Consider the following 12,574-nt stretch of genomic DNA (forward strand, 5'->3'; position numbering starts at 1 on the left):
CGTCAGGAGACTGCGAGGTCAGTCCATACCGAGCACGTAGGCGGCCTGGCCCACATGCTGCAGGGCGTCGGCGTACACGCTGATCAGACGTACCCCGCGCGTGACCGGCGGATCCCAGTCGCGGTCGATGACCTCGTCCAGGTCCGCAGGCGTCAGACCGCCCAGGTACTCGAGCGACTCCTCGGTCACGGCCGTCAGGTAGCCGCGCAGCAGCTCTTGGTCCTGGACCACGACGGCCCGGGCCTCTTCCTGCGACTGGCCGAAGCCGTGGCTGTGACCGAGCTCCTCCAGTCCGAATCTCTCGTCCCAGCCCTCCGCTGACCAGACCTCCCGGCGGCCGGCGGCCTGGGCCACCTGGGCATCGATCTCCCGACCGGAGTGCCACAGCAACCAGGCGATCGAGTTCGGGTGGCCGCCCGGGTGCGCATTGAGCTGTCCGGTGCCGATCCGGTCCCAGATCAGCTCCCCCTCCTGAAGCGGGCGGCGGGCGAGATCCTTGAGCAGTTCCACGGAGTCCATGCCTGCCAGTGTGTCAGGCCGTTCAGGGGCCGGGCCAGCAGAATCCGAGGCGGACAACTGGTGAGATTTCCCCGACCCGTGGGTAGCGTGTGGCCATGAGTATCGACCTACCCACCGCTGACGATTTCGCCGAACTCACGCAACACCGCCACGCCTCGAGCGTGAGCGTGTATCTGGCGTCCTCAGGTTCGGACGGGGACCATTCACCGATCGGCCGTCACCCCGAGGCCGCGCAGATCGCCCTCCGCACGGCCGTCACAGACGCCCTGTCCTCGAACCGGGCCGCCGAGTTCCCGGCGGGAGACCGGGAACGCCTCACGGCGCTGATCGATGAGCTCGTGGAGGACCGCGGCTTCTGGTCCACCCAGGCCCGGTCCCTGGCCGTGTTCGTCTCACCGGAGGGGTTGCGCTCATTCCGTCTCATGAACCGGCTGCACACCCACGCCAGCCTGGGCGACCGGTTCGACACCGGTCCCCTGATCCGGGCCACCACCTTTGCCCACAGCGGCTTCGTGCTCGCCCTGACCAAGGGCTCGGTCCAGCTGCTCGCGCTCGAGTCCGACGCGTCCTGCCACGAGGTCGAGCTGACGGGCCTGCCGGAGGATCTGGGGCTGGAACTGCAGACAGCGGACAACGAGGGACGCATGGACCGCCAACGCGCCGACGGGAACCAGCGGCCCAAGGCTCAGCGCCGGGACTACTGCTCGAGGGCCCAGGACGCCGTGCTGCAGCAGATCAACGGCTCCAATCACCCCCTCGTACTGGCCGCCAGCTCAGACCTGGAGCCGGCCTACCGGGAGATCAACACCTACCGGCGGCTCGTGGAGGAGGGCATCACGGCCAATCCGGCCTCCCTGGGCCTGGACCAGCTCGCCCGTCGCGGCCGCGAGGTCCTGGACCGCAACTACGCCGCCCAACTGGCCGACTGGCGGGAGAGGTTCGGGTCCCTCAGGGCCCACGGCCGGGCCAGCGCCAAGCTCCGTGAGATCGCCCGGGCAGCAACGGCCGGCCAGGTGGACGTGCTGCTGTTCGACCTGACCGCAGAGCGTGAGGGGACCATCGACGAGTACGGCAATGTGACGCCGTCCGATGAGCCCACGGCCCACACCTACGGCCTCGCGGACGAGGTGGCAGCCCGGGTGCTCCGGTCCGGGGGGACCGTCAAGGCCGTCCGGGGCGCCGACCTGCCGGACGGCGCGAAGATCGCCGCGACCTTCCGCTCGGCCGTCTGAACCGACCCGGGTCACGCCAGTCCGGAGTCCAGTGCCACCTCGTCCTCGGCGGCGATGAGCCTGGCCGTGATTCAGCCGACGCCGCGCATCGCCCGGTGCACGGGCTTGGCGATCACCAGCATGAGCAGTCCGATGCCGATGGTCACGGCCCCGAGGATGCCGAAGTAGGAGCCCTCGGTCTCCGCCGAGTAGAACTCGGCCAGGGATCCGGACAGGGCCGTGCCGAGGGCCACGGACAGGTTGTACAGGGCCACCATCAGCACCGGGTAGTTCACCGGCGCCACCTTGGTGGACAGGGACAGTCCCACCGGGGAGACGAGCAACTCGCCCAGGGTCGCCACCAGCAGGATGACGGCAATCCACAGCACCGGTACCGCCGAGGTCGTGACCATCGGCAGGAACAGCAGGAAGGCCGCGCCCATCAGGGCGATGCCGATGCCGAACTTGACGGGGGTGTTGGGCTGACGCTTGCCCAGCTTGGTCCACAGGATCGCGAACAGCGGGGCCAGCAGGATGATGAACACGGGGTTGAAGGACTGGACCCACGGGATCGGCATCTCCCAGCCGAAGAGGTCACGGTCCAGGCGGTTGTCCGAGTAGAGGGTCACCACCGTGAACTGCTGCTGGAACAGGGCGAAGAAGGCTGCCGAGCCGATGAACAGGGGGATGAAGGCGAGCACGCGAGAACGCTCGTCCCCCGTCACCTTGGAGGAGGTCAGCAGGAACGCGAAGATCCCGATGGCTGCCACCGCGGCCAGGATGGCCACGAAGCCCGCCAGGTTGCCGGGGTTGACCACACCGGTGGCCAGCAGGACGGCGACGACCACCAGGGCGGCGGCCGCGATGAGGATCCACCGCGTGTACTGGCTGCGCGGCAACGGGTCCGGGACGGCATGGACGTCCTCGGGAAGGTCCTTGCGGCGGAGCCAGTACTGGGTCAGGCCGACGGCCATGCCCACGGCGGCCAGGCCGAAGCCCAGGTGGAAGCCCCAGCTGGCCTGAACCCAGCCGGTCAGCAGGGGGCCGAAGAGCCCGCCGATGTTGACTCCCATGTAGAAGATGGAGAATCCCGCGTCCCGGCGGGGATCCTCCTTGGTGTAGAGGTGGCCCACCAGGTTGGCCACGTTGGCCTTGAGGCCGCCGGACCCCACGGCCACGAGCAGCAGGCCCAGCACCAGCCCGGGGATTCCCGGGACCAGGGCCAGCGAGACGTGTCCGGCCATGATGAGGATGGCGCTGTAGAACATGGCGCGTTCCGAGCCGGTGATCCGGTCCGCCACCCACCCGCCGAGGATGCAGAAGACATAGACCATGCCGCCATAGGCGCCCACGATCCCGGCGGCCACTCCCTCATCGATCCCCAGCCCGCCCTCGGTGGTCTGGAAGTACATGTAGATGAGCAGGATTCCCTGCATCCCGTAGAACGAGAATCGTTCCCACAGCTCCACGCTGAAGAGGTTGGACAGGGGGCCCGGCTGGCCCAAGAAGGTGCGGCCCGTGGGGTTGCGCTCCTCGGCAGTCAGCTCATGGGGCTCAGTGGTAGGTGGATTTTGCACCCGCCTACTGTGCTCTTCTTCTGCCGTCAAGGCAAATTCCGGCGGACGCGGACCACCACATCCCTCAGACTCAGATCCCTGCCTCCGTGAGGAATCGTGCGCTCATTCTCATAGGCGGCCTCCACCGACCATCCGGGTCCGGCGAACCGCCCGGTGATGCCCGCCAGGGTGGCCGTGGCGCCTTCGGGGTGGCCCTGCTCCCCGTGCCCTTGCTCTCCGTGCCGGTGCCCCACGATCAGCAGGGTGCCACCGGGAGCCACGAGCTCCCCGAGACGATCGTAGAACGTCAGCTGTCCGGACTCGGGGTGCGCGTAGTGGGTGGCCACCAGGTCCCAGGACCGGTCAGGCTCCCACCGGGTCAGGTCCGTCTCCACCCATTGCACCCTCTGTTCCAGTCCGGCGGCCTCGGCCCGTCGGGCTGCCTCGGCCAGGGCCGTGGCGGAGAGGTCGGCACCCGTGACCTGCCAGCCCCGGTCCGCCAGCCACAGCGCCTCGGTCCCCTGCCCGCAGCCGGCATCCAGGGCCGAGCCCGGAGGCAGGTGGCCCGTCTCCGCCGGAAGGTAGGGACTCACGGGAAGCCGCCGGCCGGCGTCGGGCCGCTGCGGTCCGTCCGCCGCCCAGTGATCCTCCCAGTAGGCCCGGTCGAAGCCGTGTGTGCCGGCCGACTCGTGATGTGCGCTCACATTCCTGCCCTTCGTCGTCGTAGTCCTGGTCTCGTCCGTCCACTCTCTCGCCGTCCAGCTCGATGTGCAAACTACTGTGCCAAATGGCAAAATGAGTACATGAGCGAGAGACCTGACCAGACACTTGATGCTGTGGGACAACGCCTGAAGCAGTTGAGGCTTCACCGGGACGTCACCCTCACCCAACTCGCCGAGGCGACCGGGATCTCCTCGAGCACGCTGTCCCGCCTGGAGGCCGGATTGCGCCGTCCGACCCTGGAGCAGCTTCTCCCCCTGGCCCGCTACCACGGCGTCACCCTCGACTCCCTGGTCGATGCCCCGCGCACGGCGGATCCCCGCGTGGACCTGCGCCCGGTGGCCACATGCGACGGTGCCGTAATCATCCCGCTGACCCGCCGACCCGGCGGGATCCAGGCCTACAAGTTCGTCCGCCCCACCGGCAACGATGACACTGTTCCGGAGCCGCGGACGCACGAGGGCCACGACTGGGTCTACGTCCTCAACGGCACGCTTCGCCTGATCCTCGGGGACCAGGACCTCCGTCTGGAGGCCGGCGAGGCGGCCGAGTTCGACACCCGTACCCCCCACTGGTTCGGAGCCACCAGCGCCGGTCCCGTGGAGTACCTCAGTCTCATCGGCCGGCAGGGCGAGCGGGCCCACATCCGGGCCACCATCCCTCCGGACCACTGAGCGGGTCGCCAGCGCCCAGGCCCAGGGTGTAGCTTCGGGCCATGGCCCTGCCGTTCTACACCGTCGGGCACTCCACCCGCAGCCTCGTGGAGTTCATGGATCTGCTGCAGTCGGCCGAGATCGGCCTGGTGGTGGATGTGCGCCGCCTCCCCGGGTCCCGCCGTTACCCGCACTTCGATCAGGAGCGCCTCTCGGCCTCACTCACCGGGGCCGGAATCGGATACGAGCATCTGGCAGCCCTCACGGGCCGGCGCCCGCGGAACCGGGAGGTGGCAACGGAGGTCAACGGCTTCTGGGAGAACCGGAGCTTCCACCACTACGCGGACCACGCCATGACCGAGGAGTTCGCCGAGGGTCTGGCCCGGTTGCGCGCCTGGGGTGCGGAGCGGCGAACGGCAGTGATGTGCTCGGAGGCGGTGTGGTGGCGCTGCCACCGGCGGATCATCGCCGACCACCTGTTGGCCCGCGGCGAGCAGGTCCTGCACCTCATGGAGGAGCGGTCCACGCCGTCCGCCCGGCTCACCTCCGGTGCCGTGGTGGATCCCGACGACGGCCAGGTCACCTATCCGGAGAGGCCCTCCGACTCCTGACGGCCAGGGGCACGAAAAGGCCCGGGCCCCTCAGGGACCCGGGCCTTTCAGCGGCTTCGACGCCTTGTGCATGTGGTCGGGCTAGCGGGATTTGAACCCACGACCTCTTCACCCCCAGAGCGGCCGAGTTGGCCGGTCTCGTCTGCTCTCCCCCGGTTTCGTGCGGACCGTCTCCGTTCTCGTCGCCTTTCGTCCGGCCCGTTCCGAGCACTACCGCCACACTCTGTGAGCAGTTTGTGAGACGGTCACAGCGACTGTCGACCAAGGCGGGCCGCCGTCATCAGATCTAATCAGCCGCCGAGCAGTGAGCTGATGATCGTTGCAGACGCGGGGACAACATGCCTGAGGTTCTGAAGCAACTCCTCGGGAACTTTGCTCAGCAACCGACTGATGCCCTTGGTCGCACGTTCTTCATCCTTGTCGTCCTCGAACTCATCCTCTATCAGTTCGATTTGACCGACGTACTTGCCTCGGTCGATGTCGCTCAGGTCGAACTGCTGGAAGGCGGACTTCAGCTGAGTGAACAGCGCCAGCAGGTCATTGGCTGGGACGATCTGCTGGTGAACAGTCACCTTATTCTGGTCGCCCGAACTCACGGCACCAATGGTCGAGCCCCGAACATTAATCGTGTGATGCGTGGTGTTCCCCTCTCGAGGACGAGCCGACCTGTCATGTCCGACGGGGATGTCCGAGGTTTGAAGACGACTATCCCCCGCCGAGGTCAGTTCGGGACGTAGTACGTGGTGGACGCCAGTATGTGATGTGGGAATCCCCGTGATCAGTCCGTCTCCACGTAGGGCTTTCACGGCGCTGAGCAACTCCTGATCAGATACGGGGCCTCCAAGAACGTCGATTGAGGTGCCGTATTCGGCAGTAGCGCCTTGATCTGGATTGCGCTGCACTTCTTCGAGGACGGCCCGTTTGATCGCCTCCGGTCGGAACATGCGCGCTAGCTCATCGACTCTTTCGGCGGCTCCACGACTGACGGTGAAACTCACCTCACCGGTCAACCGCCCATCGTCCTCGATGAGGTTGTGTTCCCGCAGTTCATCGTAAACACCCTCGAGGTATCTCTGAGGACACACGTCCTCAGGGACTTGGGCGTCAACGGAACCCGCATTGTTGTTGAGCCAGTACAGGACAGCCAGTGAGCTTAGCCTCATAGTGAACACCTTTAGGGTACGTGGAATGTATTACACCTCCGAGGCTACTGACGGTCGGGTTACGTTGGGTAGCGCGTCATTCACCTGTGGACAGGCCATCTCATAGACGACTAGGTACTTGGGTGGCCCATCTCAGCACGGTCTGCCCACCCATGCCGCATGGTGTCCCGCGACGTTCAGACCGTCACGGGTACGGCCCTGCAAGATGCCGACGCGGGTACGGCCCTCCACCACCTGCAGGACGCCGGCCGAGCCACCCAAACAGCCGAGGTCCAACAGCAGCGGCGGCACCAGCCACGTCCCGGTGTCCTCCCACGCTGCCGGGACGCCGATGAACCTCCGGGTGTGGGTCCAGTGCTCGTGCATGTCCGGGACCGTGGCCATGTAGTCGTCAGTCGACCCCGAGGTCATCGGCAGGAACTCCCTCAACGGCAGGTACTCCCGCGTCCACACGACGGCGGACAGATCCAGCGCCGCATAATCGCGCAGAAACTCGCCCCACTCCAGATGGTCATAGAGCCACTGCTGCACCACCTCCAGCGGCCAGCCGAGCGCTGCCACCTCGGGCAACGCGGCGAATTTCTCCAGCGACGTCCACCCACCGGCTCCGGCCACCTCGCGGACGATGTGCGGCTGTTGCAGGTCTCGTAGGAAGGTTGGACTACTCAATACTCAACCCCTTGTGCCTCGCACTAGCTGTCTTGGGCTTCGCTTCTATCGGGCTCAGTGGATACGCCCCTCAGATGAGCGAGAACTTGAACATTCGCATCAGGCTTCGGTGTGAAATTATGCGCAAGCCAGCGGATTGCCTCTTGCATGGGTTCGGTGGGATCAACCCCGCACCAATCGAGGTACTTGAGCACGGCATAGTTGACCATGGAAGCCGCAGTATTGAGAGCTTCTGCCATCAACGCTGTATCCGGATAGCTCTGGGTCCGAAATTGTCCAGGTTCGTATTCCTCTTTCACCTCAATCGTCTGCAGATCGAGGTTGGTCCAGTACATTCCGTGCGCGGCTCCGCTAGCTGCCCGCCATATACGCTCCAAGTCAGCGACGTTTACGTCTAGATCAGCTGGGTTGCAGGCTTGCTGAAGTACATAGAGATAACCATTTGGTGGCCTAAGTTCGTCTGACTCAAAGACCGATGACACCCGTTGGAGAAGCAGCCGGTCACGATCACTGACTGCGCCCTTCGCTTCCTCATCAGCTTTGCTCTTCCGATGCTCGTCCAAGTCCCAACGAATGAGACGCAGATGACGCTGGACTGAGGTCTTAGGGTCCCTCGTGTCCATCATCCAAATGGCTTGAGCTGAACTTTCCATGGCGGCCCGTGCAAGGGTATAGGCCGGTCGCACCCAGATGACCGCACCTTGTTCAGGATGAAACTTCAACGGAGCAAAGAAATCCGCCCACATGGACAAGTGTTGGAGTGCAGAATGTGCGTAACTGCGAGCCCGGTCCGAGGCCTTCTCGTAGGGGTACAAAGCATTCACAGTGTGAAAATTCGATCCAACGTCCGGGTCACCACATCCTTCCAGCATGTGAAGGGAAAGCCTTGCGCTCTGCGCAGCGAAGCCTAAAGCCTCTGCGGCTTCCGGTGAGACGCGAATCTGTTCCTGTTCTGACTCCATGTAGCGACTCTAAGCGGACATTCCGCCATTGCCGGACATCGCGCCTCCACCAGTTCGCAGGCAGTCCCGGTCCTTCCCGCCCCACACGTGCCACCGCTCGCGGGCCGCCTTGGCATAGTCCCCGCACTCCCGCAGCACCGGGCACCGCTGGCACATCTCGGCCGCCAGCACGGCGTCCTCGGCCGTGCCGTCGGTCCACAGCTTCGGCGCGCGCTGGCAGGGCGTCACGTGGCGGGACAGTCCGTCCTGCAGCGACGCCAGGGCGTCAGCGGCTTCGACCTTGAACCTCTTGCGCCCGGTCACTGCTGCCCCCGCCGACGGTCGCGGGCGTAAATGCTGGTCCGGCGCGGGTCGTTGGCGCTGCCCGGGATCAGCAGGGCGCGCCCGGCCCGTTGGCCCGGCGTAGCGGCCGCACGCTTGACCTGCAGGGCCGTGGGCATTGTGGGCCGGGCGGCCACCCGCTGCGGAAGTGTGAACCGGGACGTGGCCGAGGCGACAGAGGCGGCGGCACGGGAGCTGCCCGGGACCGTCACCATGCCCCGGCCCGTCGGTGCCTTCTCCGTCAGCGCCAGGGCCGCCAGCCCGAGGGAAACGGCGCGGTCGTCGTGGTGCCCGCTGTCGTGGTCCATCCGATAGACGCCCGGGGTCGTCTCCCGCAGCCGGACGTTCGCCAGCTCGTCCAAGAGGTCGGGATCATCGGGCAGGACCAGCCGACGTTCTCTGAGCAGCAGGTGCAGGTTCATCGCCAGGCGGCCGATGGACGCCGGGGTGAACGTCCACTCCTGCACCGCCACGCCCCGGGAGCGCAGGCGTTGCGCGACCCCGGCAGCCTGCCACGGGTCCACGCGCACGGGCGCGCCGCCGTAGGCCCGTGACGCCTCGTAGGTGATGGCCTCCACGTCGGCCAACTGCACCGGGCTGGCCTTGGAACCGGCCATGACGTGCAGGCGGTCGAGCACCACGCGGGATCCGGTGCCGCTGGCCGTGGGACCACCGGTGGCGAGGGTGTCCGCGTGACAGACCGTGAGCACCGTGCGGTCATTCTTCAGGCCGAGGTCCAGCCCGATGACGTAGGACAGGGAGGTGTCCGGCTCCAGCGTGCCCGAGTGCGCCACGCAGGCGGCGAGGTCGTCAGGGTCCGTCAGCCGGTCCTCCGAGGCGGTCCACTGGTTCAGGTGCAGGCGGGCGTAGGACGACGCCGGGAGCAGGCGACGCTGTTCGGCCAGATCCTCGGGGTCCGCCCACGGCAGCGGGCCGGGCGTCTCGGAGACGCGCCAACGGCTGGAGCTGCGCGCCCCGGTGATGATCTGCTGTGACCAGTGCGCCGGGTCGCCTGCCGTGGTGAGCACCACCAGCCGGGAGTCCCGCCGCTTGGGCAGGCCCGAGACGATGGCCTCCCACAGCGTGCGCGCGCCCCGGGTGGTCGGCCACTGGGCCACCTCGTCCACCACGACGAAGTAGGGCAGGTGCCCGTAGGCCGACGCCGCGTCGGCGGACTCCACCACCAGCCGCGCCCCGGTGGTCTTCACTGTCGCGCCCCACGTGGTCAGGTCCAGCAGTCCCGCCAGCCCGGAGCGGTGGGCCAGGGCGGTCAGCGCCGCCAGCAGCAACGCCGCCTGGTCCTTGTCCCGAGCGTAGGCATGGGATGTTGAGTGCGGCGGTGCCTGCGTGAGCAGCACGGCAAGGCAGATCGCCGCGAGGTCGGTCGTCTTGGACCCGCCACGGGGCCGGGTGATGAAGTGCATGCGGGGGCCGGGGTCGTCGGCCTCGGGATCGGAAAGGATGGCGGCGGCGTCGGCCTGTTGGAACTCGAGAGCGCGGGCGGCCCACGTGGTGCCGGTGTCCAGCATCAGCCCGCCCATCAGGGCCAGCGGGTCCAGCGTTGCGCCGGGTGCGGTGGTAGTCATCGGCCGTGCTCCGTTCTGTATTGACGTTCGTAATACACAGGATCAGAAAATCGGTCGTGCTGGGCGGTCCGGCGTAGGCGCTGGTGGCATAGCAATTTCCCGAAACTCGTCACAGAATCCATTTGTCAACCCTTCGCAGTCGGTGGTGCTTCTCACTGCTCCGTCCTTGTGGCGTTGCCCACCTCGCCGCTGTCGGCAGGTTCGCTCACCTCGCCCCGGCCCGCCGTCGTCCCGTAGACCTCGGCTGTGAGCGCCGCACGCTCGGCCGTGTACTCCGATGTCTTCCCCTCCAGCACTCGGCCCGCGAGGTCCGGCGGCGCGGGCAGTCCGGCCTCCTCCCTCGCCTGCAGCGCGGCCCGGCCTCGGTCGGCCAGCGCGGTCAGGTCTACGGCCAGCACCGAGGCGGCGGCGCGCTCGCGGGCCAGCTTCGCTTCACTCCTCGGGTCGAGCCCGAGGGTCGCCCGCTGCTTGAGCGCCGACGCCTCCAGCTTGGTCAGCCACGACAGCACCGAGTCCCGGGGCTGGCCGTGCTCGTCCACCGGCCCCACGCTGTCTATGTGGCGGCGCATGAGGGCGGCCTGCGCCTCGGTCGTGGCCCACGCCGCCACCGCCTCGGGATATGCCGCAAGGTCCGGCCGGTCCTCCACCAGCCCTGCGGCCAGCAGCTCGGACAGCTCGCCGTAGACGCGCGGTGACCGGGCTCCGGACTTCACCGCTGCCATGTTCCCCGGGGTGAAAGGCGGCCGAGGGCCGTTGGCCCCGCCCCACTTGGACGTTCCGTAGCTGTGGTGTTCGCCGCCGCTCACCGGTCGTCTCCGATCTTCACGTGGTCCCACGGCTCACCGTTCGCAGCCGGGCGGTGCTGGCCGGTCAGGTGGGCGCGGAACACCAGCTCGGAGAAGCCGACCAGACCGAAGGTCTCGCCCTCCTTCACGTTCCGGGCAGCCTCTTTGCGCCCGGTCGCGGTCAGGTGCAGGCGCAGGGCGCGCTCCATCGCCGTCACGCCGAGCGCCCCCACGGTGTCCAAGGCGTCCGCGCACGGCGGGCACACGTGGCCGCGCACCTCGTCCCGTGACCGGCGGCGTCCTCCGAGGGCACCTGCCGTGACGGCCCGAGGCCGCCAGACCTTCCCGGCGGCCACCTCCCGACCTCCGAGGGCCACCACCTGCCGGGCGTCGATGTTGACGGTTCCGACGCCGCACAGCAGGCACCCCGGAGCCGTGACCGTCTCGCGGGTCGCGCCGTCCACCGGCGGCGGGGACAGCTCCACCGGGCCGGACTTGGCGGCGATGCGCTCGGCCAGCACGGCAGCGTAGCCGGACCGGGCACCGCTGCGCCGGTCCTCGTCCATGTGCGCCCACGGGTAGGCGGCGCAGGTGGCCAGCTCCGCACCCTTCACCACGACGGGGGAGAAACGCGTCACCCACTGCAGGGCCACGCCCGGGGCCGTGAGATTCCGTGCCAGAGCGACCAGCTCAGGTGAGGTCAGGCTGTCCCGGTCCGGCATCGGGCGGCCGGTGGCCGCGAGCGCGTCCAGTACCGCTCCCAGCCGGTGCAGGGCCGCCCCACCGCCGAGCGCGTAGGCGGCGCGGGGGTGGTCCGCCAGTAGACGGGCTGCGTACTCCTCCCGGTCGGTGCAGTCGGCGCACTTCAGCACCTTGACCGTCGGCACGGGCCGGGGCCGCTGGCCGGGAGCGAGGGGCACCGACATGCTGGCCCCGTCGCGGCCGATGATCGACGCCGCGTGAGGGCGGGCGCTGGCCGTCTTGCGCACCGCCACGCCGCACGACCGGCACGCGAGGTGCCCTGCGGGTAGAGGTGCGGTGGCGGTGGTCGTGGTGGCGTCGGCCGTGGTCGGCGTGGCGTCGGTCGTCGGTTCGGTGTTCATAGTGTCCTCCATCGGGTGACTTTCGGCCGTTTGCGGCCAGTCTGTGAGTGTTTCTGTGAGAAGTTCGGTCGATATGGCGTTTGACTAGGTCGAACGCGGCAAACCCGCTTGACCGCAGATCAGGTGCGGACCATTTCGTGCCGTCGGTCACCGGCTCGGGCGGCCTGCCCAGCGGGGCCAGTCGCCCGTTCGGCCGCCCGGCGGGTTGCGCGGTTGGGCGGGGCCGGTTGGCCGGGGCGTCCCGAGCTGTTGGGGTGGGACGTGGTGCCGTGCCAGTCGGCGGCGAACCGCTCGGCCTCCCGCTCGGCCCGGTGCCGCGCCCGTAGCTGGCGCTGGGTCATCCGGTGCCCCTCAGCCAGCTGGCGGGTGCGGCGCTTCTTCACGCCTTGGTCATGTCGTTGCATTGCCATCAGTTCTTCCTGTCTGTCGTCGTGGTCGTGGAGGTTGATTCGGTCACGTCTTCCACCGTCCGCGTTTCGATTGGCTGGGTGAGCGGTTGTCAAGTCGGGTCCACCACGGGCGCGCGTCGTTTGTCGTTATTGAGAACGCCCTCACCAACAGGGCCGCACGTGGCACCCACAGAGGCGACCCCGAGGTGACGCCGACACTCCCCGCCGTCGCTCCGTCCCGTCTCCCGACTACTCCACCCGTGCCAGATACCGGGCCGGGTGTGCGGGCTGTGCGCCGTGCCGCCCCCTTAGGGGTGCGGCTACGG

14 protein-coding genes are annotated in these 12,574 nt (G+C 67.9%); 3 read left to right on the forward strand and 11 right to left on the reverse strand.

The annotated features are described in order from the left end of the window. Positions 1-18: 18 nt before the first annotated feature. Positions 19-519, reverse strand: coding sequence for a mycothiol transferase (locus tag IMT31_RS02645; protein ID WP_413543662.1), 501 nt, complete (start codon positions 517-519; stop codon positions 19-21). A 95-nt stretch (positions 520-614) separates the two neighbouring features. Between IMT31_RS02645 and IMT31_RS02650 the strand changes: the two genes are divergently transcribed. After that, complete coding sequence (locus IMT31_RS02650) at positions 615-1,751, forward strand: hypothetical protein (protein ID WP_345356326.1); 1,137 nt, start codon at positions 615-617, stop codon at positions 1,749-1,751. Positions 1,752-1,822: 71 nt separating this feature from the next. On the opposite strand, the gene IMT31_RS02655 is transcribed toward IMT31_RS02650, so the two are convergent. Then, the gene (locus IMT31_RS02655) at positions 1,823-3,307 is read right to left on the reverse strand and encodes a peptide MFS transporter (RefSeq protein ID WP_345356323.1); all 1,485 of its coding nucleotides are present in this window, start codon (positions 3,305-3,307) and stop codon (positions 1,823-1,825) included. A gap of 26 nt (positions 3,308-3,333) precedes the next feature. Then, positions 3,334-3,990 (reverse strand): class I SAM-dependent methyltransferase, encoded by a 657-nt coding sequence (locus IMT31_RS02660; protein ID WP_413543663.1) that lies wholly within the window; start codon positions 3,988-3,990, stop codon positions 3,334-3,336. A 99-nt stretch (positions 3,991-4,089) separates the two neighbouring features. On the opposite strand from IMT31_RS02660, the gene IMT31_RS02665 reads away from it, so the two are divergent. Next, the gene (locus IMT31_RS02665) at positions 4,090-4,680 is read left to right on the forward strand and encodes an XRE family transcriptional regulator (protein ID WP_345356317.1); all 591 of its coding nucleotides are present in this window, start codon (positions 4,090-4,092) and stop codon (positions 4,678-4,680) included. 41 nt (positions 4,681-4,721) lie between these two features. Next, positions 4,722-5,270, forward strand: coding sequence for a DUF488 family protein (locus tag IMT31_RS02670; protein WP_413543664.1), 549 nt, complete (start codon positions 4,722-4,724; stop codon positions 5,268-5,270). Between the two features lie 290 nt (positions 5,271-5,560). Here IMT31_RS02670 and IMT31_RS02675 read toward each other — a convergent pair whose 3' ends face one another. The 8 genes from IMT31_RS02675 to IMT31_RS02710 all read right to left on the reverse strand — a co-directional run bounded on the left by IMT31_RS02675 (position 5,561) and on the right by IMT31_RS02710 (position 12,269). Then, positions 5,561-6,268 carry a hypothetical protein gene (locus tag IMT31_RS02675; RefSeq protein WP_413543665.1) on the reverse strand — a complete coding sequence of 236 codons (708 nt, stop codon included), beginning with the start codon at positions 6,266-6,268 and terminating at the stop codon, positions 5,561-5,563. 297 nt (positions 6,269-6,565) lie between these two features. Next, the gene (locus IMT31_RS02680) at positions 6,566-7,102 is read right to left on the reverse strand and encodes a hypothetical protein (RefSeq protein ID WP_413543666.1); all 537 of its coding nucleotides are present in this window, start codon (positions 7,100-7,102) and stop codon (positions 6,566-6,568) included. A gap of 23 nt (positions 7,103-7,125) precedes the next feature. Then, positions 7,126-8,064, reverse strand: coding sequence for a hypothetical protein (locus IMT31_RS02685; protein WP_413543667.1), 939 nt, complete (start codon positions 8,062-8,064; stop codon positions 7,126-7,128). Between the two features lie 9 nt (positions 8,065-8,073). Then, a complete protein-coding gene (locus tag IMT31_RS02690; RefSeq protein ID WP_413543668.1) occupies positions 8,074-8,367 on the reverse strand; it encodes a WhiB family transcriptional regulator in 294 nt (97 codons plus the stop codon). After that, positions 8,364-9,971: a hypothetical protein gene (locus tag IMT31_RS02695; RefSeq protein WP_413543669.1), complete on the reverse strand. Its 1,608-nt coding sequence runs from the start codon at positions 9,969-9,971 to the stop codon at positions 8,364-8,366. Before IMT31_RS02695 ends, IMT31_RS02690 begins: the two co-directional genes overlap by 4 nt. A gap of 152 nt (positions 9,972-10,123) precedes the next feature. Next, positions 10,124-10,693 (reverse strand): hypothetical protein, encoded by a 570-nt coding sequence (locus tag IMT31_RS02700; protein WP_413543670.1) that lies wholly within the window; start codon positions 10,691-10,693, stop codon positions 10,124-10,126. Positions 10,694-10,773: 80 nt separating this feature from the next. Further along, positions 10,774-11,859 carry a hypothetical protein gene (locus IMT31_RS02705; protein ID WP_413543671.1) on the reverse strand — a complete coding sequence of 362 codons (1,086 nt, stop codon included), beginning with the start codon at positions 11,857-11,859 and terminating at the stop codon, positions 10,774-10,776. A gap of 119 nt (positions 11,860-11,978) precedes the next feature. After that, positions 11,979-12,269 (reverse strand): hypothetical protein, encoded by a 291-nt coding sequence (locus tag IMT31_RS02710; RefSeq protein WP_413543672.1) that lies wholly within the window; start codon positions 12,267-12,269, stop codon positions 11,979-11,981. Between the last annotated feature and the right edge of the window lie 305 nt (positions 12,270-12,574).

It is taken from the genome of Citricoccus nitrophenolicus (assembly GCF_047305825.1).
Classification (GTDB): domain Bacteria; phylum Actinomycetota; class Actinomycetes; order Actinomycetales; family Micrococcaceae; genus Citricoccus; species Citricoccus nitrophenolicus.